A 23,674-nucleotide genomic window follows, 5' to 3' on the forward strand; every position below is an offset into this window, starting at 1 on the left:
CGATACCGGCGCCTCGTGGCGCCGTGAAGGCGCTGCCGCAGGTTGAAGTGTCGGATGGTCAGCCGGCGCGCCGCTGCTTCTTCTTCGGCAGCTGGGACTTCAGGAACGCCATCTGGTCGGCGAGGATGTTGCGGTTCGACAGGATCAGGTGCTCGATCCAGCTCGGCCGGTAGGGCACCGCGAGCAGTGGCATCGACGCCTGCGCCGGGGTGCGCCCGCCCTTGCGCGAGTTGCAGTGGAAACAGGCCGAGACCACGTTCTCCCACAGGTCCCGGCCGCCTTGCGACAGCGGTACCACATGGTCGCGGGTGAGTTGCTGGCGGTGGAAGTGGTTGCCGCAGTACAGGCACAGGAACTGGTCGCGGGCGAACAGGGCGGCATTGCTGAGCGCGGGTGTCGGATCCAGCGCCTTGGCGCGCGCGTGCCCGCGCGCGGCGATGATCGGGTGCAACGGCATCACGCTGCGTTCGCCGCTGCTGCGGCTGATGCCGCCGTGCACCAGCAGGCACGGATCGCCGAGGGTCCAGGCGACCGCCTCGCGGGCGTACAGACAGGCGGCATCCTGCCAGCTCATCCAGTCGAGCACGCGGCCATGGGCGTCGAGCGACAGCAGGCGCACGCGGTCCAGGCGCGCATGCGTGCCCCGGGGAGCGGAAGCCGGGGCGAAGGAGGCGGCGATGGCCGGGTCCGCGAGTGAACCGGTACGGAGCAGATGAAGCTTCGCTCTGTCGTCCTTCATTGGGACAACAGCTTATACAGAATTGTTGACGTTTTGTGTATCTCGGGGCTGGCCGGCGGGGCCGGCCCTGTGGGAGCGGCCCCATGCCTGCAGCCGGTTTCCCGGTCAGGCGTCGAACCGGTCCGCACCCAGCGCCATCAGCGTCGCGGCGCCGCTGTCGATCGCCGCCTTGTGCGCCAGCGCGCGCGGCAGGATGCGGGCGAAATAGAAGCGCGCGGTCTCCAGTTTCGCCGCCTTGAACGCGTCCGGCTGCGAGGACGCCCGCGTGGCGGCGACGCTGCGCGCCCACCAGTACGCCAGCGTGACGTAGCCCGAATAGAACAGGTAGTCGACGCTGGCGGCGCCGATTTCCTCGGGGTCGGCCATCGCGCGGCGGCCGATCTCCTGCGTCAGGCGCTGCCACTCGTCCGCCTTCGCGCGCAACGGAACGATGAACTCGGCGAGCGCGGCATCGCCCTCGTGGGCGCCGCAGAAGCCTTCGATCGTTTCCAGGAGGACCTTCAGCCCGGCGCCCTGCAGTTGCATCACCTTGCGGCCGACCAGGTCCAGCGCCTGGATGCCGGTGGTGCCCTCGTAGAGGGTGGTGATGCGGGCGTCGCGCGCCAGCTGTTCCATGCCGTGCTCGGCGATGTAGCCGTGGCCGCCGAAGCACTGCAGCGCGTGGTAGGTGCATTCCACGCCCCATTCGGTCAGGCAGGCCTTGACGATCGGGGTCAGGAAACCGAGCAGGGCGTCGGCGCGTTCGCGCTCGGCCGCGTCGGGCGCGTGGCCGATGATGTCGACCAGCGCGCCGGCGTGGTAGCCGAGCAGGCGGCCGCCCTCGACCAGCGCCTTGCAGGTGAGCAGCATGCGCCGCACGTCGGGATGGACGATGATCGGGTCGGCCGGCTGGTCCGGAAACTTCGGTCCCGAGAGCGCCCGCATCTGCAGGCGCTCGCGCGCATAGCGCAGCGCGTTCTGCAGCGCGCGGTCGGACAGCCCCAGCCCCTGCAGGCCGACCGCGAGGCGCGCGGTGTTCATCATGGTGAACATCGCCGCCAGGCCCCTGTGCGGTTCGCCGATCAGCCAGCCCTGCGCCTGGTCGAGGTTCAGTACGCAGGTCGCCGAGCCGTGGATGCCCATCTTGTGCTCGATCGCGCCGCAGTGGACGCCGTTGCGTTCGCCGGCCTTGCCGTCGCGGTCGACCCGGAACTTCGGCACGATGAACATCGAGATGCCCCGGCTGCCGGCGGGCGCATCCGGCAGCCGCGCCAGCACCAGGTGCACGATGTTGTCGGTCAGGTCGTGCTCGCCGGCGGTGATGAAGATCTTGGTGCCGCTGATCGCGTAGCTGCCGTCGTCGTTGGGCACGGCGCGCGTGCGCAGCAGGCCGAGATCGGTGCCGCAGTGCGCCTCGGTCAGGCACATGGTGCCGGTCCAGCGGCCCTCGACCAGCGGCTTGAGGAAGACCTCCTGCTGCCACGGCTCGCCGTGGTGCAGCAGCGCCTCGGTGGCGCCGTGTGAGAGCAGCGGGAAGTTGCCCCAGGCCAGGTTGGCGGCGTCGATCATCTCCTTCAGCGGCACGCCGACCGCATGCGGCAGCCCCTGCCCGCCGAACGCCGGCGGCGCCGTCAATCCCGGCCAGCCGCCTTCGACGTATTGCGCATAGGCCTGGCGAAAGCCGGGCGGCGTGGCCACCGCGCCGGTGGCCTGGTCGTAGCGGCAGCCGGCCTCGTCGCCGATGCGGTTGAGCGGCGCCAGCACGGTCTCGTTGAAGCGCGCGCCTTCCTCCAGCACGGCGTCCACGATGTCGCGGCTGGCGTCGGTGAAACCGAGCCGGTCGAACAGCGCCTCGGCTTCGAGCACGTCGAACAGGGCGAAGCGGATGTCGGCCAAGGGGGCTTTGTATGTGCTCATGGTTCGGTCGCTGTTGGAATGGGGAGTCGAGTCGAATCAAAAACGGGCGCGCCAGCGCCGCGAGCGGCGGATCGAAACGTGGGAATCCGGGAACGATCGGTCGTCGCGCGTTCGCTTCTGCCATTCCCGACTGCCCATTCCCCATTCCCGGCCTTCTAGCGCAGCACTCCGGGCAGCCCGGGCACCGGGCTCAGCACGCCGCTGCGCTCGATGCGGTAGTCGCGCGCGCGGCCGCGATCGGTCGGGACGGCGTTGAGTTCGCCCTCCAGGGTGTAGGACAGGCTGCGGCCACCGGCGAGGGTGTCGGCCAGCAGGATCCGGGCGGTCGCGGTGGGCGTCAGGGGCAGGGTGACGACGTCGGCCGACTCCTGCGCGATCGAAAGCTGCGGCGTGGCCTGCAGCGTGCCAGCCGTCTCGCCGCCCGTGGTCAGTTCCAGGCGGACCGCGTCGAAGCGCATGGCGATGCTGCTGTAGTTCTGCACGCGCAGATCGACCGACCAGCTGCCGTCCGCGGCGACGCTGAGCTGCTGGATGCTGGCCGTGGGCTCGGAGATGCGCCGGACCGGCCCGCTGCTGCAGGCGACCAGCAGCAGGCAGAACGCGCAGAGCAGGGGAGTGAACAGACGTGCCATGCCGGACGCTTCGAAGTGAATGCGCGCAGGATATACCAACCGCCGCGTCGGGCGATCCGGCGCGCTCAGGCGGCCTCGATGCGCAGCTCGATGTCGAGCGCGGCGATGTCGGCGGGCTCGCCCTGCAGGTCGGTGCTCAGCAGCGGCCGGGCCTCGAGCCAGCGCCGCTCCACGCGCAGGACGAGCAGGTCGCCGTCCGCCCTCGCCTCCAGTGTCGGGATCGCCTGCACTTCCTGGCCGCGGTTGAGCAGTACCGCCAGCCGCAGCAGCACGCTCAGTCGGCGCGCCGCCGGCAGCAGGCGCTCGGGCAGCGCGTCGAACGCGGACTTCGGCACCTTGCGTCGATGGGTGCGCACCAGCGCGGCGAGGAACTGCTGTTCCTGGCGCGAAAAGCCCGAGATGTCGGAGTGCTCCAGCACGTAGCCGCCGTGCACGTGGTACTGGCTGTGGGCGATGGTCAGGCCGAGCTCGTGCAGGCGCGCGGCCCAGCCCAGCATCAGCAGGTCGTCGGCACCGAGTTGCCAGGCGCGCGCCACCTGGTCGAACAGGCGCACCGCGGTCTGCTCCACGCGCGCGGCCTGCGCCGCGTCGATGCCGTAGCGCAGCGTGAGCGCGGCGATCGAGGTCTCGCGCGGATCATCCTCGCCGCCGCGACCGAGCATGTCGTAGAGCACGCCCTCGCGCATCGCCGCCTTGCTGACCGCCATGCGCTCCAGCCCGAGCGTGCGGAACGCCGCTTCCAGTACCAGCAGGCCGCCGGCGATCACCGGGCGCCGTTCCGCCGACAGGCCGGGCAGGTCGACGGCGTCGATGCGGTCGGCGGCGAGCAGCTGGTCGCGCACCTGCGGCAACGCCTCGGCGGTCACCGCGCCCTTGGTCAGTTTCATCGCCGCGCAGATCTGGCCGATCGCCTTGTTGGTGCCGGACGCCCCCAGTGCTTCCTGCCAGCCGAGGTCGCGATAGGCGGCGGCGAACTGCTGGAACTCGGCCGACACCTCGGCCAGCGCCTCGCGCCAGCGCTTGCGCGACAGCTTGCCGTTGCCGAAAAAACGTCGCGTGGTGGAGATGCAGCCCACCTGCAGGCTCTCGCGCTCGATCGCATCGAAGCCGGAGCCGATGATGCACTCGGTGGAGCCGCCGCCGATGTCGATCACCAGCCGCCGATGGGTGGGCTTGGGCGGCTGTGCATGGGCGACGCCGAGATAGATCAGGCGTGCCTCCTCGCGGCCGGAGATCACCTCGATGGCGTGGCCGAGCGCGTTCTCGGCCGGCACCAGGAACGCCTGTGGCGCGGCGAGCTGCCGCACCGCGTTGGTCGCCAGTGCGCGGATCCGCTGCGGCGGGATGTCGCCGATGCGCTGGCCGAAGCGCGACAGGCATTCCAGGGCACGCTGCCGCACCTCGGCGCGCAGCCCGCCCTTGCCGTCCAGGCCCTCGCCCAGCCGCACGGTTTCGCGCAGCCGGTCGACCACCCTCAGCTGGCCCAGTGTGTAGCGCGCGACGACCATGTGGAAGCTGTTCGAGCCGAGGTCGATGGCGGCGAGCAGGTCGCCGTCTCCGAGCGGGTCGGCCAGCGATCCGGCCAGCGCCAGGGTATCGGTCATCCGCAGAGTTTCGCCAGCAGCCAGGACTGCGCCGAGTGCGGCATCGCCTCGTCGCCGGGCGCAAGCTTGCGGTATGCGCCGCCGGCCTGCAATTCCCAGGCGTTGGTGTTGTCGGCCAGGTAGTTGTTGAGCGCCTCCTCGCGCACGCGGCCGGCGAGTTCGGGGTCCAGCACCGGAAAGCAGGTCTCGACCCGATGCAGCAGGTTGCGCTCCAGCCAGTCGGCGCTGGCGCAGAACAGCTCCTGGTCGCCGTCGTTGGCGAACCAGTAGATGCGGTGATGCTCGAGGAAGCGACCGACGATCGAGACCACGCGGATGTTGTCCGACACGCCGGGCATCCCGGGGCGCAGGGTGCAGGCGCCGCGGACGATGAGGTCGATCTCCACGCCGGCCTGCGAGGCGCCGTACAGGGCGCGGATCACCTGCGGCTCGTTGAGGGCGTTCATCTTGGCGATGATGCGTGCCGGCCGTCCCGCACGCGCGTGTTCCGCCTCGCGGGCGATCCGCGCCAGTACGCCGGCGTGCAGCGTGAACGGCGACTGCAGCAGATGGTGCAGCCGGATCACCGGCGCCAGGCCGGAGAGCTGCTGGAAGATCTGGTGCACGTCCTCGCCGATCTCGGAATTGCTGGTGAGCAGGCCCAGGTCGGTATAGGCGCGCGCGGTGCCGGAATGGTAGTTGCCCGTGCCCAGGTGCACGTAGCGGCGCAGCTTGCGGCCCTCGCGGCGCACGATCAGCAGCATCTTGGCGTGGGTCTTGTAGCCGACCACGCCGTAGACCACCTGCACGCCGGCCTCCTGCAGGCGGTCGGCCAGGCCGAGGTTGGCCTCCTCGTCGAAGCGCGCGCGCAGCTCGACCACCACGGTGACGTCCTTGCCGTTGCGCGCCGCCTGCACCAGGTGCTCGACGATCGCCGAATCCTTGCCGGTGCGATAGAGCGTCTGCTTGATCGCCAGGACGTTCGGATCCTCGGCCGCCTGCTTGATCAACTCCAGCACGGGCGTGAACGCGTCGAACGGATGGTGCAGCAGCACATCCTCCTCTGCCAGCAGTTCGAACATCGCGTCGCTGCCGGGCAACTGGCGCGGCTGGAAGGGCGGGAACTTCAGGTCCGGCCGCTGCACCATGTCGTAGACCTGGATCACCCGGTTGAGGTTGACCGCGCCGTCGATGCGGTAGACCGCGTTCTCCGGCAGCTCGAAGTTCTCCAGCAGCGTGCGCACGATCGGCTTGGGGCAGTCGGCGGCGATCTCCAGCCGCATCGCGCGCAGGTAGCCGCGTCCCACCAACTCGTCGCGTAGCGCCAGCGCCAGGTTCTCGACCTCCTCCTCGTCGACGATCAGTTCCGAGTTGCGGGTCACGCGGAACTGGTAGGCGCCCTTGACCTGCATCCCCGGGAACAACTCGTCGACGAATTCCGACAGCACCGAGGACAGGAACACGAAGTCGTGCTCGCCGCCGGAGGTCCGCTCCGGTAGCTGGATGATGCGTGGCAGCGAGCGCGGCGCGCGCACGATCGCCAGGTGCCCGCTGCGGCCGAACGCGTCCCGGCCCTTGAGCACGACGACGATGTTCAGCGACTTGTTGAGGATCTTCGGGAACGGGTGCGCCGGGTCCAGCCCGAGCGGCGACAGCACCGGCATGATCTCGTCGCGGAAGTAGGCGCGCAGCCAGCGCTTCTGCCGGGCGTTCCATTTCTCGCGGCCGAGGATGCGCACGCCGGCGTCGTAGAGCGCCGGCCGCAGCGTCTCGTTCCAGCAGCGGTACTGCGCGTCGACCAGTTCGGCGGCGCGCTCGTGGATCCGCTTGAGCACGGTGGCCGGCGCCAGGCCGTCCGGCGACCCGGGCATGCCGAAGTCCTGCGCATGGCGCACGGTGGCGGCGCGGATCTCGAAGAACTCGTCCAGGTTGGTGCAGGAGATGCACAGGTAGCGCAGCCGCTCCAGCAGCGGCACCGATTCGTCCTGCGCCTGGGCCAGTACGCGGAAGTTGAAGTCGAGCTGGGAGAGCTCGCGGTTGAAGTAGAGCGCGGGGTCGGACAACGGATCGTCCGCGGCCGGCTCCACGGCGCGGGCGGCGCCGCGCCCGGGGAGCAGCGCGGCATCCATCGCCCGAACGGACTTCGACGCGCGCCTAGCCGATGGATTGTTGCTGCGTGCGCTCACGCCCGGCTCCGGTACTGTCGCCGTCGCGCGGATGCGCGCGGTCGGCGGAAAAATGACAGGTGAAGGTGCTGCCGCGCCCGACTTCACTCTCGATTTCCAGCCGCGCCTGGTGCAGCTGCAACACGTGCTTGACGATCGCCAGCCCGAGTCCGGTGCCGCCGAGCTCGCGCGAGCGGCTGGTCGAGACGCGGTAGAAACGCTCGGTGATACGCGGCAGGTGCGCGGCCGGAATGCCGTAGCCGCTGTCGGTGACCGAGAGTGCCACGTCGCCATCGACGCGCGCGAAGCGGATGACGATACTGCCGCCCGCCGGGGTATAGCGTACCGCGTTCGCGACCAGGTTGGAGAATGCGCTGTGCAGCTCCCGGGTCGAGCCCCAGAGGTCCACCGCCGCCTGGTCGTGGGTCGTGACGGTATGGCGGCCCTGGCTCAGTGCCTCGGCCTCGCGCTTGAGCGTGGCGAGCATCGATCCCATGCTCACGCTCTCGTCGCTGATCGTGTCCTGCGCCTCCAGCCGCGACAGCGTCAGCAGGTCCTCGACCAGCTGCGTCATGCGCTGCGACTGGCGCCGCATCTCCTCCAGGATCGGCGCCCAGTCCGGCTGGTCGGTCGGATCGAGCATGTCGAGATAGCCATGCACCACCGTCAGCGGCGTGCGCAGTTCGTGCGAGACGTTGGCGACGAAATCGCGCCGGACCTGCTCCAGGTGCATGATCTTGCTGACGTCGCGCGCGACCAGCAGCCAGAGCTCCTCGGAATACGGGATCAGGCGCATGCTCAGGCGCAGCGCCGGGTCGAGCGGCGAGGGCACGTCCAGCAGCGGTTCGGCATGACGGCCGCTGGCCAGCCAGTGCGCGATCGGCAGCGGCCGCAGGCGGTCGCCCAACGACGCGCCGAGGTCGCCCGGGTACTGCAGGCCGAGCAGGCTGGAAGAGGCCTCGTTGAACCATTGCACGCGCTGGCTGTTGCGCTCGAGCACGATCACCGCGTCGGGCAGGGCGGCGGCGGCGGCGCGATAGGCGCGCAGCATCTCCAGCAGCCGCCGCTTGCGGCTGCGGGTGTCGTCCTGGCTGCGATGCAGCAGGCGATCGAGCTCGTTCCACACTCCGTCGCCGTCGGCGGGCGGGATGCGCTGGCGCGAGGTCAGCCGCAACAGCACCCGGCGCAGACGCCAGTAGTGCCATGCCACGACGCCCAGCGCCGCCGTCGTCAGTACCGGCCACGCCTGACCGATCAGCAGCCCGAGTGCGAGCGCCGCCAGCAGGATCAGGGCGAGCAGGCCGAGGGTCTTGGTCCAGGCGGAGCGGGCGCGGGGGGGCATGGGTCGGGGGCCGGGATTCGTGATTGGTGATTGGTGATTCGCAAGTGCTCGCCGGCTGTGACCGCTCAGCGGAGGCCCATTTCACTCTTCCGGCCGGCCTGTGACACTAACGGCAACAGAAACGCAGCGCTGCGCCGGACGGCGAGAAATTCTAGCTTTTTCGAATCACCAATCACCAATCACGAATCCCGGCCCTTGCTCACATCGCCGCCGAAAAGCGGTAACCCGCCCCCCGCACCGTCTGCACCATCCCGTCCAGCCGCACCGGCTCGAGCGTCTTGCGCAGGCGGCGGATGTGCACGTCGACGGTGCGCTCCTCGACGTAGACGCTGCCGCCCCAGACGTGGTCGAGCAGCTGCGAGCGCGAATAGACGCGTTCGGGATGGGTCATGAAGAAGTGCAGCAGGCGGTATTCGGTGGGGCCGATGTTGACCGGCTCCTCGCCGGCGAAGACCCGGTGCGCGGCGCCGTCGATGCGCAGGCCGCCGACATGGATGCTGCCGTCCTCGTCGTCCTCGCGCGAGCGGCGCATCACCGCGCGGATGCGCGCCAGCAGCTCGCGCGCCGAGAACGGCTTGACCACGTAGTCGTCGACCCCCGCTTCCAGGCCGCCGACCCGGTCGTTCTCCTCGCCGCGGGCGGTGAGCATGATGATCGGCACCTCGCGGGTGAGCTCCTCGCGGCGCCAGCGCCGCGCCAGGTCGAGGCCGCTGGTCCCGGGCAGCATCCAGTCCAGCAGGATCAGGTCGGGGACGCGATCGGCGATCGCCGATTGCGCCTCGCGCGCGTCCGCGGCGTGGGCGGGTTCGAAGTCGCCCTTGCGCAGCGCGAACGCGACCATCTCGCGGATGGCGGGTTCGTCGTCAACGATCAGGATCCGTTTCTGCATGTCGCATCGCCTGTGGCCGTTGATGGCATTAGACGACAGATTTGTGACTTATATATGACATCCGGCGTGAAGATCGCCGCGCCGCGCCAAGCAGTCCCAGCCGTGGCGACGAAGCAACCCCGTCGCCACGGGCGAAATCCAATGAATAGCCGCGCCAGGCAGCACCATCCGCGGCGAGGCGCAATCAACGTCGCCACGGGCGGTGTCAATGAATAGCCGCGCAACCCCATCTATGGCCTGCTTTCCGCACCCCGGCCCGGGCGCCGCATCGGCGACTCGATTCCGCGGGCCTGGTCCTCGGCGCATGCCTGCGCACCGAACCCTGGGGAGTGGCGGCGGCATGCCGTCGCCGGGAAGTCGCGACTGGATGGCCGGGCGCCGGCGAACGACCGGCGGTCGCGACTGCCGTCGCTCCCACAAAAGCGGCCTGCCGGGGATGGAGCGAGCTCCGCTCTGCGGCGCTCACCGCCGCCGCAGGTCCTCGTCGCGGATGCCCTGGCGGCGCAGTTCCAGCACCGTCGGGGTGATCGCGGCGATGCGCGCGTCGATCCGGGCGCGGGCGTAGTAGTCGAGATCGTCGCGCTTTTTCAGGGTGTTGAGCTGGACCAGGGCCTGTTCCGCGCGGCCGCTGAGGAAGGCGGCCTCGGCGTAGGCCTCGCCGGCACGGACCGGATCGCCGGCGATTTCGCTGATGCGGGCGAAGGTGCGCTGGAACAGGGGATCGTCGGCCGCCGAGCGCAACAGCGGGCGCAGCAATTCCTGCGCGCGACGCCCGGCCTCCGGCGTGTTGCGCTCGGCCAGCACGCCGGCATAGGTGAGTGCGATCGCGCGGTGCTCGGGCATGCGGCGCAGCAGCGCTTCGAAGCGGGCGTCGGCTTCGGCGTGGTGGCCGGATCTCGCCTGGGCCTCGGCCAGGCCCAGGATCAGCCAGGTATCGTCCGGGTAATCCTGCAGCAGCGCCGCGAACTGGCTGGCGGCCGCGGCGCCCTCGCCGGCGCGCAGCCGCGCCAGCGCCAGCCCGTAGCGCTTGGCATCGTCGAAGTCGCCGGCGCGCCGCATGCGCTCGTATTCGCGGATGGCGTCACCGATGGTGTTGGCGCTGAGCACCCGCATGCGCTCGCGCGCCCAGCCGAACTCGGTGCTGTCGCCGTAGCCGAGGCCGGCGGCCGAGACCTGCAGCGATCCGGGCAGCAATGGATTGAAGGCGCCGGGGGGGGCTCGGACAACGCCCACGCCCCCCGCGACCGCGACCCGCTCGGTGTGGCTGGCCTCCGGCGTGGAGGTGGTGGCGAGTACGCTGCCGCCGCTCCTGCGCAGTTGCTCGGCGCGCTGTCGCGCCTCGCTGATGCGGGTGGTGGTGACCGGGTGGGTCCGCAGGTAGTCAGGGGCCCGTTCGCGCTCGCCGCCCTGGTTGGTGCGCGAGGCGGCCTGCATGCGTTCGAACATGTCGGCCATGCCGTCGATGTCGAAGCCGCTGCGCGCGAGCGTGCGCATGCCGAGGCGGTCGGCCTCCGACTCGTTGGAGCGCGTGTAGTCGATCTGGCGCTGGATCGCCAGGCCCTGCGCCGAGGCGATCGCCGCCATCGCCGCATTGCCGGACGAGTTGCTGTCGCTGCTGGACGCCACCGCGATCGCGCCCAGCATCGCCAGCAGGATCGGGATGCTGTCGCGCTGCGCGCGCTCGGCGCCGCGGAGCACGTGGTTCTGGGTGACATGGGCGATCTCGTGCGACAGCACCGCGGCCACCTCGTCCTCGGTCTCGGCGGTCAGCACCAGGCCGACGTTGAGCCCGATGTAGCCGCCGAGCGTGGCGAACGCGTTGATGCTGCGGTCCTTCATCATGAAGAAGGTGAACGACTGCCGCGGCTGGTCGCTGGACGCCGCCAGCCGGCTGCCAGTCGTGCGCAGCCATTGGTCGACCAGCGGGTCCTCGAGCACCATGTCGTAGTGCCGCAACTGCGCCAGCAGCATCTGCCCGTATTCGCTCTGCTGCGACGGGCTGAGGACGGTGCCGGCGGACGAGCCGATATCGGGCAGCCGGTCGTCCTGCGCCGCGGCATGGCTGCCGGCGACGGCAAGGCAGAGGGCGATGGCGAACAGGAACGTACGCATTGCGAGTCGCGGCAGGGCGGGCAGGCGCAGCATGCCGGGCCCGGGCGCGGGCGGCGTGAATCCGGCGTTAATCCTCATCGATCCTCGTCGTCGACGCATGCTCGCGTCGCTGTGTTGCGGTGATGGGCTGGAAATGCCCCCGGGGCGGACCCACACTCTAGGACAACGACGAACCTGGCAAGTTTCCGGAGACCCGCTTGAACGCCCCCGCAGATCGGACCGATGCGCCCGAGATCACCCTCTACACCAGTGCCGTGTGCGGCTATTGCGTGGCCGCGAAGAACTTCCTGAAGAGCCGCGGGCTGGAGTGGAAGGAGGTCAGGGTCGACCTCGACCCGCAGGCGCGCGAGCGCATGGTCGCGCAGGCGCGACGCACCAGCGTGCCCCAGATCTTCATCGGCGACACCCACGTCGGCGGCTACGACGATCTGGTGGCGCTGCACCGTGCCGGCCGCCTGGAGCCGCTGCTGTCGGGCGATCGCGCATGAGCACCGGCGATCCCGATGCCGCGGCCGACCGGATCGGCGAGTTCACCGCCTTCCGCCGGCGCATGAACGAGCGCATCCTGGCGGAGCCGAACCAGGTGGTGCGGCGCTTCTTCGCGCTCGATACCCAGGCCTACCAGGCCGGCGCGCTCGACGTGAAGACCAAGGAGTTGCTGGGCCTGGTCGCGTCGCTGGTGCTGCGCTGCGACGACTGCATCAGCTATCACGTCGCCCAGTGCCGCGAGGCCGGGGTGAGCCGCGACGAGATGTTCGAGGCGTTCTCGGTCGGCCTGGTGGTGGGCGGATCGATCGTGATCCCGCACCTGCGGCGCGCGGTCGATTTCCTCGACCGGCTGGAGCAGGGCGGCGCGCCGCTGCCGGCGGCGCACGATCACGGCTGATTTCCCGTCGTCGGCGGAGCGGGGCGCGCCGGGGTGAAGGCCGTCGAACGGCGCGTTGCCGCGAGGCGCCGCCGGCGGTCGCGCCCGCGTCCTGCCCTGCAGGACAAGGCCGCTTCCGGCATAATCGCGCATCCCTTTCGACCCGGCGTCGCGCCTGCGCGCGGCGTCTTTCTGCACGGAAAACCCCCACATGACCCAGACGATCACGGTCATCCGCGGCGACGGCATCGGCCCGGAGATCATGGATGCGACCCTGCGCGTGCTCGACAGCATGCAGCTCGGCCTGCGCTACGAGGACGCCGACGCCGGCCTGATGGCGCTGGAGAAGCACGGCGAACTGCTGCCGGCGGCGACCCTGGAGTCGATCCGCAGGAACGGCATCGCGCTCAAGAGCCCGTTGACCACGCCGGTGGGCGAGGGCTTCAGCTCGATCAACGTGGCCCTGCGCCGGCACTTCGACCTGTACGCCAACGTGCGCCCCGCGAAGTCGTTCCCGAACACCAAGTCGCGTTTTCCCAAGGGCATCGACCTGATCACGGTGCGCGAGAACACCGAGGGCGCCTATATCGGCGAGGGCCAGTCGATCACCGAGGACGGCGAGACCGCCACCCTGATGCAGAAGGTCACCCGCAAGGGCTCCGAGCGCATCGTCCGCTACGCCTTCGACCTGGCCCGCCGCACCGGCCGCAAGAAGATCACCGTGGTGCACAAGGCCAACATCCTCAAGACCACCTCGGGCCTGTTCCTGAAGGTGGCGCGCGAGGTGGCGGCGCAGTACCCGGAGATCGAGTGCAACGAGATGATCGTCGACAACACCTGCATGCAGCTGGTGATGCGGCCCGAGCAGTTCGACGTCATCGTCACCACCAACCTGTTCGGCGACATCATCTCCGACCTGTGCGCCGGCCTGGTCGGCGGCCTGGGGCTGGCGCCCGGGGCCAACATCGGCGCGGACGCGGCGATCTTCGAGGCGGTGCACGGCACCGCCCCGGACATCGCCGGCCAGGGCCTGGCGAACCCGTGCGCACTGATCCTGGGCGCGGGGCAGATGCTGGACCATCTCGGCGAGCCGGACGAGGCGACGCGCCTGCGCAAGGCGGTCGTCGCTACCCTGGAGGCGAAGGATTCGCTGACGCCGGACCTGGGCGGCAGCGGCAACACGATGTCGTTCGCGAAGGCGATCGCCGGCCGGCTCTGAGGGCGATCGGCGCGGGGTGCGGGTGCTGCCGCGCCGGATCTCCGGCGTCGCTCGGAGTGAGGCGGCGCCGGCTGTCTGATCGGGAGTGCCCTGGACGAAGGAATTCGCTCCATCGGTGAGCGCCATGGTGGCTGCCGAACATGGCGGGTGTCGGGCCTCGGCCGTGGTTCGGTTCGCTGCCTTTTCGAATTGGTGCGAAAGCCGGGACTCGAACCCGGACGGGGGTTACCCGCTGGAACCTAAATCCAGTGCGTCTACCAATTCCGCCACTTTCGCATGGCCCCGCCGGTTCATTCTACAAGCGGCGTGTCCCGCAAGCGTGCCTCGTGCGGGCTCCCGCGACGCGCCGGTTCGCGTGCCCGGCCCATCCTGCGGCAATCCCGGCCGGGCCACCCCGCAACGAAAAACGCCCGGCAAGCCGGGCGTCCGTCGGAACTGGTGGGCCGTCAAGGATTCGAACCTTGGACCTACTGATTAAGAGTCAGCTGCTCTACCAACTGAGCTAACGGCCCGGTAAATCGGCCGCATAGTCTAGCAACACTATGCGCGCGCTGGCAATCCGAGGCACGCCCGGTCGCCGTGGAAAATGGGGTGGACGAGGGGACTCGAACCCCCGACATCCGGAATCACAATCCGGGACTCTAACCAACTGAGCTACGTCCACCATTTGAAACTTGCGCGAGACGCCCGACCAGGGGGCTTCTCGCTTGGCATCCTGCCTCGGCTCGCATTCAAAAGCGAATACGGGCCGTTCACTGCCACCGCGCGTGGGGACGCGTTTGTCATCGCCGCCACGTCTCGCCGCACCTGGCCCGGCCCGACCTGGCGCGCCCGGCAGGACTCGAACCTGCAACCACCGGCTTAGAAGGCCGGTGCTCTATCCGGTTGAGCTACGGGCGCCCGGCCGGAATTGTCGCACCATTCGCCGGACTGGTCGGGGTAGAGGGATTCGAACCCCCGACATCCTGCTCCCAAAGCAGGCGCGCTACCAGACTGCGCTATACCCCGCCGACGTCGAACGGTCCGTTTCCTTCCGCGCCGAAGCCGGAGGGCCGGCCATTGTCCGGAGCGCCCGCGCCGCTGTCAACGAACCCGCACCGGCGGGCGCAGGCCTGTCGCGGGGCAGTTCAGGCGCGCCGTTCGCGTGTATCCTTCCGCCAATCGCCATATCTCGGGGGTATCCCAATGCGCAGCGGCAATCCGGCACTCAAGGAATCGACCTTCCTGGACCTCGGCAGCGGCACCGTCGTCTCCCGCCCCGGCGAGGTGATGACGCTCAACGGCACCGTCAACAAGACCGGTGTCCTGCTGTTGCTGACCGTGCTCACCGCAGCCTTTGCCTGGAGCCAGGCGCTGACGCCGACGGGCGAGCTGGCGCCGGGCTTCGGCCTGTACGTCTGGGGCGGCGCCATCGGCGGCCTGGTGATCGCGCTGGTCACGATCTTCAAGAAGCAGTGGGCGCCGGTGACCGCGCCGCTGTACGCGCTGGTGGAAGGGTTCTTCCTCGGTGCGATCTCGGCGATGTACAACCAACGCTTCGAGGGCATCGTGATGCAGGCGGTGATGCTGACTTTCGGCACCCTGTTCGCCCTGCTGTTCGCCTATCGCACCGGGCTGATCAAGGCCACCGAGAACTTCAAGCTCGGCGTGGTCGCGGCCACCGGCGGCATCTTCCTGGTGTACATGGCGACCATCGTGCTGGGGTTCTTCGGCATCAACATGCCGATGATCCACGACAACGGCATCGTCGGGATCGGCTTCAGCCTGTTCGTGATCGTGATCGCGGCGCTCAACCTGGTGCTGGACTTCGACTTCATCGAGACCGGCGTCGAGCAGGGCGCGCCGAAGTACATGGAGTGGTACGGCGCGTTCGGTCTGATCGTCACCCTGATCTGGCTGTACATCGAGTTCCTGCGCCTGCTGTCGAAGCTGCAGTCGCGGTGATCGTGCCGCCGCCGTAACAAAAAAGGGCGCCTAGGCGCCCTTTTTCGTTCTCCTCCGGACTCGGCACGGCAATCAGCCGGCGCGATCCGCCCCGGTGCCCATCGGCGGCATCGCCCGTGCCGGCCACAACATGAAGCCCGCCGCGATCGCGCCCAGGATCCAGCTGTAGTGGATCCGGCCAGCCAGCTGCAGCGGCGACACGGTCGCCAGCGAGGCGGCCAGCAGGATCTGCGCCCCGTACGGCAGCACGCCCTGCACCACGCAGGCGAAGATGTCGAGCAGGCTGGCGGCGCGCCGCGGCGTCACCGCGTGCCGCTCCGCGATCTCCTTGGCCACCGGGCCGCTGACCAGGATGGCCACGGTGTTGTTGGCGGTGAAGGCATCCGAACCGGCCGCCAGCGCGGCGATGCCGAACTCGCCGGCGCGCCGGCCGCGGCGCCCGCCGGCCATGCGCGCGATCTGCCGCGCGATCCAGTCCAGTCCGCCCAGCGCCTGGGTCAGCGCCGCCAGCCCGCCGATCAGCAACGACAGCAGCACGATCTCGACCATGCTCTCGTAGCCGAGGTAGACGTCGCCGGCGAAGCGCGGCAGGTCGTAGGCCGGCGCCAGCGCGAAGCCGAAGGCGCCGGCGATCGCGATCCCGATCCCCAGCACCAGCACCACGTTGACGCCGGCCACGGCCAGCACCAGCACCACGAGGTACGGCAATGCCAGCCAGGGCGAAGCCGAGCCGGGCGCCTGCACCGGCGCGCTGTCCCCGAGCACGGCCAGCAGGACCACCGTCGCCAGCGCCGCCGGCAGCGCGAAGCGCACGTTCTCGCGGAACTTGTCGCGCATGCTCACGCCCTGGCTGCGGGTCGCGGCGATGGTGGTGTCGGAAATGATCGACAGGTTGTCGCCGAACATCGCGCCGCCGACCACCGCCCCGACGACCAGGGCGCGGTCCATGCCGGCGGCTTCGGCCACGCCCAGCGCGATCGGCGTCACCGCCGCGATCGTGCCCATCGAGGTGCCCACCGACAGCGCCACGAAGCCGGCCACCAGGAACAGGCCCGGCAGGATCAGCGTCGCCGGCAGCATGTTCAGGCCCAGCGACACCACGGCGTCGACCGCGCCGATCTGCCGCGACACCGTCGCGAACGCGCCGGCCAGCAGGAACACCAGGCACATCAGCACCACGTTGGGATGGCCCATGCCGGCCAGCAGCGTGTCCAGCGCCGGTACGCCCCGGCGCCGCGCCAGCCACGCCGCCAGCGCGAGTGCCGGCAGGATCGCCACCGGCGCACGCAGCTGGTAGAAGCCCATCTCCACGCCCTGCGCGGTGTAGTACACGCCGGCGCCCAGGAACAGCGCCAGGAACAGCAGCAAGGGAATCAGCGCGGTGGCGCTGGCACGGTCGGGCATGGGTCACCGCAGCCGAAGTGGGGTTGCGGTGGATTCTGCGGGCTGGCCGCGCCCGCGTCAGCCTCCTGCGCAGGACAGCGGCCCGGGCGGCCGGGACGGCGGCCCGAAGGAGGGCAGGACATGCCGTGCTCGGTTCCCGCCCGCACTCCCTTGCGGGCGCGACCCTTGTGGGAGCGACGGAAGTCGCGACGATCGGAGGCGCGCAGTCGCGACTTCCGTCGCTCCCACAGGGCCTTGGCGTCGACCCGGGCGGCATGGCGGGAGAAGCGGGCCGGTCCGGTCGCTTCGTTCCCGGTCTGGCGCCGATCGCGGGCTGCCGCTCGTGCCGGCGTCCCGGTAGGCCGGGCTCCGTGCGTCCGGCTCTGACCGCGACATGCGATCCGACCCCGCGCCGGCCACTGTGGCGGCAGCCCCGCGAATCCGCCACAATATCCAGTTCCGCCGGACCCCGTGGCTGCCTGGCCGCCCCGGGGAACTGCGGTTCGACATCCCTACAAGACGACACCCCCGGCTGCGGGCCGTGGTGGCAGGAGTGGTTATGCAAGTTTCGGTCGAATCCGTGGGCGCGCTCGAGCGCCGGATGACGTTCCAGCTTCCGGCCGAGCGCCTGGAGACCGGCGTCGGTGGACGCCTGCGCGAGATCGCGCGCACCGCGCGGATCAAGGGTTTCCGCCCGGGCAAGGTGCCGGCGAAGGTGATCGAGCAGCGCTACGGCGAGCAGGTCCGCGCCGAGGTTCTGGACCGCCTGCTGCGCGAGGGCTTCGACGAGGCCGTGCGCGAGAACGAGCTGCGCCTGGCCGGCGCGCCGCGGATCGAGCCCAGCCAGGGCGACGACGAGCTGGCCTACGTCGCCACCTTCGAGGTGGTGCCGGACTTCGGCGAGATCGACGTGTCCAAGCTGACCGTGGTCCGCCACGCCGCGGAGGTGACCGAGGAGGACATCGACCGCATGATCGAGAACCTGCGCCTGCAGCGCCGCACCTGGAGCGCGGTCACGCGCCCGGCGCAGGAAGGCGACGCGCTGGACATCGAGACCTGGTCGCAGGTCGGCGACGAGCGCCTGCCGGCCGAGGGCGCCGAGAAGGGCACCCCGGTGCTCGGCAGCGGCTCGATGCTGCCGGCGCTGGAAGCGGCGCTGGTCGGCATGCGGGCGGACGAGGAGAAGACCGTCGAGGTCGAGTTCCCGGCCAACTGGCGGGTGCCGCAGCTGGCGGGCAAGCAGGCCCAGGTGCACATCAAGGTCGAGCGCGTGTCCGAGCCGGTGCTGCCGGAGGTGGACGCGGCCTTCATCAAGAGCTTCGGCGTGAAGAGCGGCGAGCCTGAACAGTTCCGCAGCGAGATCCGCACCAACCTCGAGCGCGAGCTCAAGGGCGCGCTGATGAACCGGCTGCGGCGCGAGGTCGGCGAGCAACTGGCGGCGACCTGGTCCGGCGTCGAGCTGCCGCCGCGCCTGGTGGAGAACGAGGCCAGGGCGATGACCCAGCAGGCCGTCGAGCAGGCGCGCCGCCAGGGCCGCCGGCTGGAACTGCCCGCCGACGCCCACCAGCAGTTCATGGAGCCGGCGCGCAAGCGGGTCCTGGTCGGCCTGCTGGTCGGCGAGATCGCACGTGCGCACAAGCTGCAGCTCGATCCGAAGCGGCTGAACGAGACCCTGCGCCTGATCGCCTCGACCTACGAGGAGCCGGACCAGGTCATTGAGTTGTACCGCAACGATCCCCAGTTGATGTCGGGACTGCAGAACCGGGTGATGGAGGAGCAGGTGATCGACTGGATCGCCGAGCGCGCCCAGCACACCGTGAAGCAGCTCAGCTTCCAGGAAGCGATCGCGCCGCAGCAGTAGCGGCGCGCCGCGCCACGATCCGGCCCGCGGGCCGGCCGCCCGACACCCAACGCATCACAGCCGGACAACATCCATGAGCAGCATTCCCACCAGGGCACTCAACCTCGTTCCGATGGTGGTCGAGCAGACCAGCCGCGGCGAGCGCGCCTACGACATCTATTCGCGGCTGCTCAAGGAGCGGGTGATCTTCCTGGTCGGCGGGATCGACGACCACGTCGCCAACGTGATCATCGCCCAGCTGCTGTTCCTCGAGGCCGAGAATCCCGAGAAGGACATCAACCTGTACATCAACTCGCCGGGCGGCGTGGTCACCGCCGGCATGGCGATCTACGACACCATGCAGTTCATCAAGCCGGACGTGAGCACCATCTGCGTCGGCCAGGCGGCGAGCATGGGCGCGCTGCTGCTGGCGGCCGGCGCCAAGGGCAAGCGCTACGCGCTGCCCAACTCGCGGATGATGATCCACCAGCCGCTGGGCGGCTTCCAGGGCCAGGCGACGGATATCGACATCCACGCGCGCGAGATCCTGGCGCTGCGCCAGCGCCTGAACGAGATCCTCTCCAGCCATACCGGCCAGAGCCTGGACACCATCGCCACCGACACCGAGCGCGACAACTTCAAGAGCGCCGAGGCGGCGCGCGAGTACGGACTGGTCGACGAGGTCCTGGAGCGGCGCCCGGAAGAGTCGATCCAGCCGGCTTGACGCACGTCCGCACGGCAACGGCGCGACCGGCGCCTCCCACGGGCCGAGGGCCCGCCTCCGGGCACCGCGGGCACCGCGTAACCCCTTGCTGGCGCGAGGGTTTCCGCGCGCTGGCGCGGCGCCATCCCTATGCTATTCTCGAACCGAATCCCGTCTCCGGCGGGCGGCACCACCGGGTAACCGACGCATGAGCAAAGATTCACAGGGCCGTTCCGGCGACAGCAACAAGATCCTCTACTGCTCCTTCTGCGGAAAGAGCCAGCACGAGGTACGCAAGCTGATCGCCGGCCCAAGCGTGTTCATCTGCGATGAATGCGTCGAGCTGTGCAACGACATCATCCGCGAGGAGCTCGAGGAGAAGGCGCAGTCGGCGCGCAGCTCGCTGCCCAAGCCCAGGGAGATCCTCGAGGTCCTGGAGCAGTACGTGATCGGCCAGCAGCGCGCCAAGCGCACGCTGGCGGTGGCCGTGTACAACCACTACAAGCGCATCGAGAGCCGGCAGAAGAGCGACGACGTCGAGCTGGCCAAGTCCAACATCCTGCTGGTCGGCCCGACCGGATCGGGCAAGACGCTGCTGGCCGAGACCCTGGCGCGGCTGCTCAACGTGCCGTTCACCATCGCCGACGCGACCACGCTGACCGAAGCGGGCTACGTCGGCGAGGACGTCGAGAACATCATCCAGAAGCTGCTGCAGAAGTGCGACTACGACGTCGAGAAGGCGCAGCAGGGCATCGTCTACATCGACGAGATCGACAAGATCTCGCGCAAGTCCGAGAACCCGTCGATCACCCGCGACGTGTCCGGCGAGGGCGTGCAGCAGGCGCTGCTGAAGCTGATCGAGGGCACCATGGCCAGCGTGCCGCCGCAGGGCGGGCGCAAGCATCCGCAGCAGGAATTCCTGCAGGTCGACACCGGCAACATCCTGTTCATCGTCGGCGGCGCGTTCGCGGGGCTGGAGAAGATCATCCAGCAGCGCAGCACCGAGGCCGGCGGCATCGGCTTCGGCGCCAAGCTCAAGAGCAGCGAACGCAAGACCGAGACCGGCAAGGTGCTGGCCGAGGTCGAGCCGGAGGACCTGATCAAGTTCGGCCTGATCCCCGAGTTCGTCGGCCGCCTGCCGGTGGTTGCGACCCTCGAGGAGCTGGACGAGGCGGCGCTGATCAAGATCCTCACCGAGCCGAAGAACGCGATCAGCAAGCAGTTCCGCAAGCTGTTCGAGATGGAAGGCGTGGAGCTGGAGTTCCGCGAAGACGCGCTGGCGGCGATCGCGCGCAAGGCGATCAAGCGCAAGACCGGCGCCCGCGGCCTGCGCACCATTGTCGAGTCCGTGCTGCTGGACACCATGTACGAGCTGCCGTCGCTGGAGAACGTCAGCAAGGTGGTGGTCGACGAGTCGGTGATCGAGCACAAGTCCGAGCCGTACCTGATCTACCAGACGCCGCCGGCCTCGGCCAAGGTCGCGTCCGGAGAGTGACCGGGGTCGCGACGGGCGGCATCGTGCCGTCCGTCCGGCGACCAGCGCCGGCCGTCGCCACGCAGGTGCGGGCGGCAGGCGCCGGCCTCCGCCGCGCGTGCGCACCTGCGGCCTGAATGCACGCTTCGGGGCGCGCCGCCTTCTTCGCGCCTCGTCGACGTATCGGGCATAAGTGGCTGATTCCCTGCGCCGCCTCCCGTGGCGGCATCCGCGGCACGCTGCGTCCGCTTGCATCACCCGCGCGATAACCCCATAAGAGAGGCGAGCCGGCACCACCCTGCCGGTTCGTCCGATCCTACGTTTTCCGGAGCCACGATGACCCGTTCGACCGCAATCGAAACCCTCGACCTGCCGGTGCTGCCGCTACGCGACGTCGTGGTGTTCCCGCACATGGTGATCCCCCTGTTCGTCGGCCGCGAGAAGTCGATCCGCGCCCTCGACCTGGCGATGGAGTCGGACAAGCGCATCCTGCTGGTCGCGCAGAAATCGGCCGAAACCGACGATCCCGGCGCCGGGGAGCTGTACCAGGTCGGCACGCTCGCCCAGGTGCTGCAACTGCTCAAGCTGCCGGACGGCACCATCAAGGTGCTGGTGGAAGGCGTGGCGCGCGTGCGCGTCGACGGCATCTCCGACCGCGATGGCACGCTGGCCGGCCAGGGGACGGTGATCGAATCGTCCGACGGCCGCGACACGCGCGAGATCGAGGCCGTTGCGCGCTCGCTGATGGGGCTGTTCGAGCAGTACGTCAAGACCAGCCGCAAGCTGCCGCCGGAGTTGCTGCAGACGCTGGCCGGCATCGACGAGCCCGGGCGCCTGGCCGACACCATCGCCGCGCACCTGGGCGTGCGCCTGGCGGACAAGCAGCGCCTGCTGGAGACCATCGAGACCGGCGACCGCCTGGAGCTGCTGGTCGGCTTCGTCGACGGCGAGATCGACGTGCAGCAGATGGAGAAGCGCATCCGCGGGCGGGTGAAGTCGCAGATGGAGAAGTCGCAGCGCGAGTACTACCTCAACGAGCAGATGAAGGCGATCCAGAAGGAACTGGGCGAGATCGACGAGGCGCCCAACGACCTCGACGAGATCGCGCGCAAGATCGCCGAGGCCGGCATGCCCAAGCCGGTCGAGACCAAGGCCAAGAACGAGTTCAACAAGCTCAAGCAGATGTCGCCGATGTCGGCCGAGGCCGCGGTGGTGCGCAACTACCTGGAATGGTTGCTGGGCGTGCCGTGGAAGAAGCGCAGCAAGGTGCGCAAGGACCTCAAGGCCGCGCAGGACGTGCTCGACGCCGACCATTACGGGCTGGAGAAGGTCAAGGACCGGATCCTCGAGTACCTGGCGGTGCAGACGCGGGTGAAGCAGATGAAGGGCGCGATCCTGTGCCTGGTCGGGCCGCCCGGCGTCGGCAAGACCTCGCTCGGCCAGTCGATCGCCAGGGCCACCAACCGCAAGTTCGTGCGCATGTCGCTCGGCGGCGTGCGCGACGAGGCCGAGATCCGCGGGCACCGACGCACCTACGTCGGCTCGATGCCGGGCCGCATCGTGCAGAACCTCAACAAGGCCGGCAGCCGCAATCCGCTGTTCATGCTCGACGAGATCGACAAGATGTCGATGGACTTCCGCGGCGATCCGTCCTCGGCGCTGCTGGAGGTGCTGGATCCGGAACAGAACAACGCCTTCAACGACCACTACCTGGAGGTCGACCTCGACCTGTCCGAAGTGATGTTCATCGCGACGTCCAACTCGCTCAACATCCCCGGCCCGCTGCTCGACCGCATGGAGGTGATCCGGATCCCCGGCTACACCGAGGACGAGAAGCTCAACATCGCGACCCGCTACCTGGTGCCCAAGCAGCTCAAGGCCAACGGCCTGAAGGCGGATGAGCTGAAGATCGCCGAGGGCGCGATCCGCGACATCGTCCGCTACTACACGCGCGAGTCCGGCGTGCGCAACCTCGAGCGCGAGATCGCCAAGATCTGCCGCAAGGTGGTCAAGGAGATCGCGTTGGCGGGCCCGCAGGCGGCGAAGGCCAAGGCGGTCGGCATCACCTCCAAGAACCTGGACAAGTACCTGGGCGTGCGCCGCTACGACTTCGGCCGCGCCGAACAGGACAACGAGATCGGCATGGTCACCGGACTGGCCTGGACCGAGGTCGGCGGCGACCTGCTGCAGATCGAGGTCACCCAGATCCCCGGCAAGGGCAACCTGATCCTCACCGGCCAGCTCGGCGACGTGATGAAGGAGTCGGCGTCGGCCGCGCATTCGGTGGTCCGCGCCCGCAGCGAGCAGCTCGGCATCGACATCGAGAGCCTGCAGAAGCACGACGTCCACGTCCACGTCCCCGACGGCGCCACGCCCAAGGACGGTCCAAGCGCCGGTGCCGCCATGGCGACCGCGCTGGTGTCGATGCTGACCCGGATCCCGGTGCGCGCCGACGTGGCGATGACCGGGGAGATCACCCTGCGCGGCCGTATCACCGCGATCGGCGGGTTGAAGGAGAAGCTGCTGGCGGCGATGCGCGGTGGCATCCGCACCGTGATCATTCCCGAGGAGAACCGCAAGGACCTCACCGACATTCCCAAGAGCGTCACCCAGGCGATCAAGATCGTGCCGGTGAAATGGATCGACGAGGTGCTCGACCTGGCGCTCGAGCGGCCGCTCGCGCCGCAGGCCAAGCAGGAGCTCGACAAGGTGATCGGCAAGGCCGGCAAGCCTTCGACGCAGGCTGGCGTGAAGCATTGACAGCGGCTTCGCCGATGCGCTAATCGCGCGAAAATCGGCGTGGTTATGCGACTTTTTGGTTGCGTGGGGTAGGGGGCGCTGGTATAACGGACGCAAATCGCGACGCGCGGTTCCCGCTGCGCGTCGCT

The 23,674-nt window shown here is 69.3% G+C and carries 17 protein-coding genes and 5 tRNA genes; 8 read left to right on the top strand and 14 right to left on the bottom strand.

Annotated features, from left to right (window positions below; translation table 11 throughout):
• Window positions 1-58 precede the first annotated feature (58 nt).
• The 8 genes from U3649_RS08730 to U3649_RS08765 form a co-directional block, all read right to left on the bottom strand.
• The gene (locus U3649_RS08730) at window positions 59-739 is read right to left on the bottom strand and encodes an HNH endonuclease (protein ID WP_407354437.1); all 681 of its coding nucleotides are present in this window, start codon (window positions 737-739) and stop codon (window positions 59-61) included.
• 105 nt (window positions 740-844) lie between these two features.
• The gene (locus U3649_RS08735) at window positions 845-2,635 is read right to left on the bottom strand and encodes an acyl-CoA dehydrogenase C-terminal domain-containing protein (protein WP_407354438.1); all 1,791 of its coding nucleotides are present in this window, start codon (window positions 2,633-2,635) and stop codon (window positions 845-847) included.
• 155 nt (window positions 2,636-2,790) lie between these two features.
• Complete coding sequence (locus U3649_RS08740) at window positions 2,791-3,267, bottom strand: LEA type 2 family protein (RefSeq protein ID WP_407354439.1); 477 nt, start codon at window positions 3,265-3,267, stop codon at window positions 2,791-2,793.
• 65 nt (window positions 3,268-3,332) lie between these two features.
• Window positions 3,333-4,871, bottom strand: coding sequence for an exopolyphosphatase (gene ppx, locus U3649_RS08745; RefSeq protein ID WP_407354440.1), 1,539 nt, complete (start codon window positions 4,869-4,871; stop codon window positions 3,333-3,335).
• Window positions 4,868-6,979 (bottom strand): polyphosphate kinase 1, encoded by a 2,112-nt coding sequence (ppk1, locus tag U3649_RS08750; RefSeq protein ID WP_407354441.1) that lies wholly within the window; start codon window positions 6,977-6,979, stop codon window positions 4,868-4,870. Before ppk1 ends, ppx begins: the two co-directional genes overlap by 4 nt.
• A gap of 25 nt (window positions 6,980-7,004) precedes the next feature.
• A complete protein-coding gene (gene phoR, locus U3649_RS08755; RefSeq protein WP_407354442.1) occupies window positions 7,005-8,357 on the bottom strand; it encodes a phosphate regulon sensor histidine kinase PhoR in 1,353 nt (450 codons plus the stop codon).
• A gap of 199 nt (window positions 8,358-8,556) precedes the next feature.
• Window positions 8,557-9,246 (bottom strand): phosphate regulon transcriptional regulator PhoB, encoded by a 690-nt coding sequence (phoB, locus tag U3649_RS08760; protein WP_407354443.1) that lies wholly within the window; start codon window positions 9,244-9,246, stop codon window positions 8,557-8,559.
• A gap of 462 nt (window positions 9,247-9,708) precedes the next feature.
• Window positions 9,709-11,358 carry a M48 family metalloprotease gene (locus tag U3649_RS08765; RefSeq protein ID WP_407354444.1) on the bottom strand — a complete coding sequence of 550 codons (1,650 nt, stop codon included), beginning with the start codon at window positions 11,356-11,358 and terminating at the stop codon, window positions 9,709-9,711.
• A gap of 197 nt (window positions 11,359-11,555) precedes the next feature.
• Between U3649_RS08765 and grxC the strand changes: the two genes are divergently transcribed.
• The 3 genes from grxC to U3649_RS08780 all read left to right on the top strand — a co-directional run bounded on the left by grxC (window position 11,556) and on the right by U3649_RS08780 (window position 13,442).
• The gene (gene grxC / locus U3649_RS08770) at window positions 11,556-11,846 is read left to right on the top strand and encodes a glutaredoxin 3 (protein WP_407354445.1); all 291 of its coding nucleotides are present in this window, start codon (window positions 11,556-11,558) and stop codon (window positions 11,844-11,846) included.
• The gene (locus U3649_RS08775; protein WP_407354446.1) at window positions 11,843-12,244 is read left to right on the top strand and encodes a carboxymuconolactone decarboxylase family protein; all 402 of its coding nucleotides are present in this window, start codon (window positions 11,843-11,845) and stop codon (window positions 12,242-12,244) included. The genes grxC and U3649_RS08775 overlap by 4 nt, the downstream gene beginning before the upstream one ends.
• Window positions 12,245-12,434: 190 nt before the next feature.
• A complete protein-coding gene (locus U3649_RS08780; protein ID WP_407354447.1) occupies window positions 12,435-13,442 on the top strand; it encodes an isocitrate dehydrogenase in 1,008 nt (335 codons plus the stop codon).
• 190 nt (window positions 13,443-13,632) lie between these two features.
• Here U3649_RS08780 and U3649_RS08785 read toward each other — a convergent pair.
• The 5 genes from U3649_RS08785 to U3649_RS08805 all read right to left on the bottom strand — a co-directional run bounded on the left by U3649_RS08785 (window position 13,633) and on the right by U3649_RS08805 (window position 14,450).
• Window positions 13,633-13,718 (bottom strand) — tRNA-Leu (locus tag U3649_RS08785).
• 160 nt (window positions 13,719-13,878) lie between these two features.
• Window positions 13,879-13,954 (bottom strand) — tRNA-Lys (locus U3649_RS08790).
• 75 nt (window positions 13,955-14,029) lie between these two features.
• Window positions 14,030-14,106: transfer RNA gene (locus tag U3649_RS08795), tRNA-His, on the bottom strand.
• 159 nt (window positions 14,107-14,265) lie between these two features.
• Window positions 14,266-14,342 (bottom strand) — tRNA-Arg (locus U3649_RS08800).
• Between the two features lie 31 nt (window positions 14,343-14,373).
• A tRNA-Pro gene (locus U3649_RS08805) sits at window positions 14,374-14,450 on the bottom strand.
• Between the two features lie 177 nt (window positions 14,451-14,627).
• Here U3649_RS08805 and U3649_RS08810 point away from each other — a divergent pair.
• A complete protein-coding gene (locus tag U3649_RS08810) occupies window positions 14,628-15,386 on the top strand; it encodes a Bax inhibitor-1/YccA family protein (RefSeq protein ID WP_407354448.1) in 759 nt (252 codons plus the stop codon).
• Between the two features lie 72 nt (window positions 15,387-15,458).
• On the opposite strand, the gene U3649_RS08815 is transcribed toward U3649_RS08810, so the two are convergent.
• The gene (locus U3649_RS08815; RefSeq protein WP_407354449.1) at window positions 15,459-16,790 is read right to left on the bottom strand and encodes a Na+/H+ antiporter NhaC family protein; all 1,332 of its coding nucleotides are present in this window, start codon (window positions 16,788-16,790) and stop codon (window positions 15,459-15,461) included.
• A gap of 538 nt (window positions 16,791-17,328) precedes the next feature.
• Here U3649_RS08815 and tig point away from each other — a divergent pair.
• The 4 genes from tig (at window position 17,329) to lon (ending at window position 23,546) form a co-directional block, all read left to right on the top strand.
• Window positions 17,329-18,630: a trigger factor gene (tig, locus tag U3649_RS08820; RefSeq protein ID WP_407354450.1), complete on the top strand. Its 1,302-nt coding sequence runs from the start codon at window positions 17,329-17,331 to the stop codon at window positions 18,628-18,630.
• A gap of 73 nt (window positions 18,631-18,703) precedes the next feature.
• The gene (gene clpP, locus U3649_RS08825; protein WP_407354451.1) at window positions 18,704-19,333 is read left to right on the top strand and encodes an ATP-dependent Clp endopeptidase proteolytic subunit ClpP; all 630 of its coding nucleotides are present in this window, start codon (window positions 18,704-18,706) and stop codon (window positions 19,331-19,333) included.
• A gap of 187 nt (window positions 19,334-19,520) precedes the next feature.
• A complete protein-coding gene (gene clpX / locus U3649_RS08830) occupies window positions 19,521-20,807 on the top strand; it encodes an ATP-dependent Clp protease ATP-binding subunit ClpX (protein WP_407354452.1) in 1,287 nt (428 codons plus the stop codon).
• Between the two features lie 315 nt (window positions 20,808-21,122).
• Entirely contained in the window at window positions 21,123-23,546 is a 2,424-nt protein-coding gene (lon, locus tag U3649_RS08835) for an endopeptidase La (RefSeq protein ID WP_407354453.1), read from the top strand.
• Window positions 23,547-23,674: the final 128 nt, after the last annotated feature.

The organism is Luteimonas sp. R10, from assembly GCF_045689605.1.
In the GTDB taxonomy this organism is placed as follows: domain Bacteria; phylum Pseudomonadota; class Gammaproteobacteria; order Xanthomonadales; family Xanthomonadaceae; genus Luteimonas.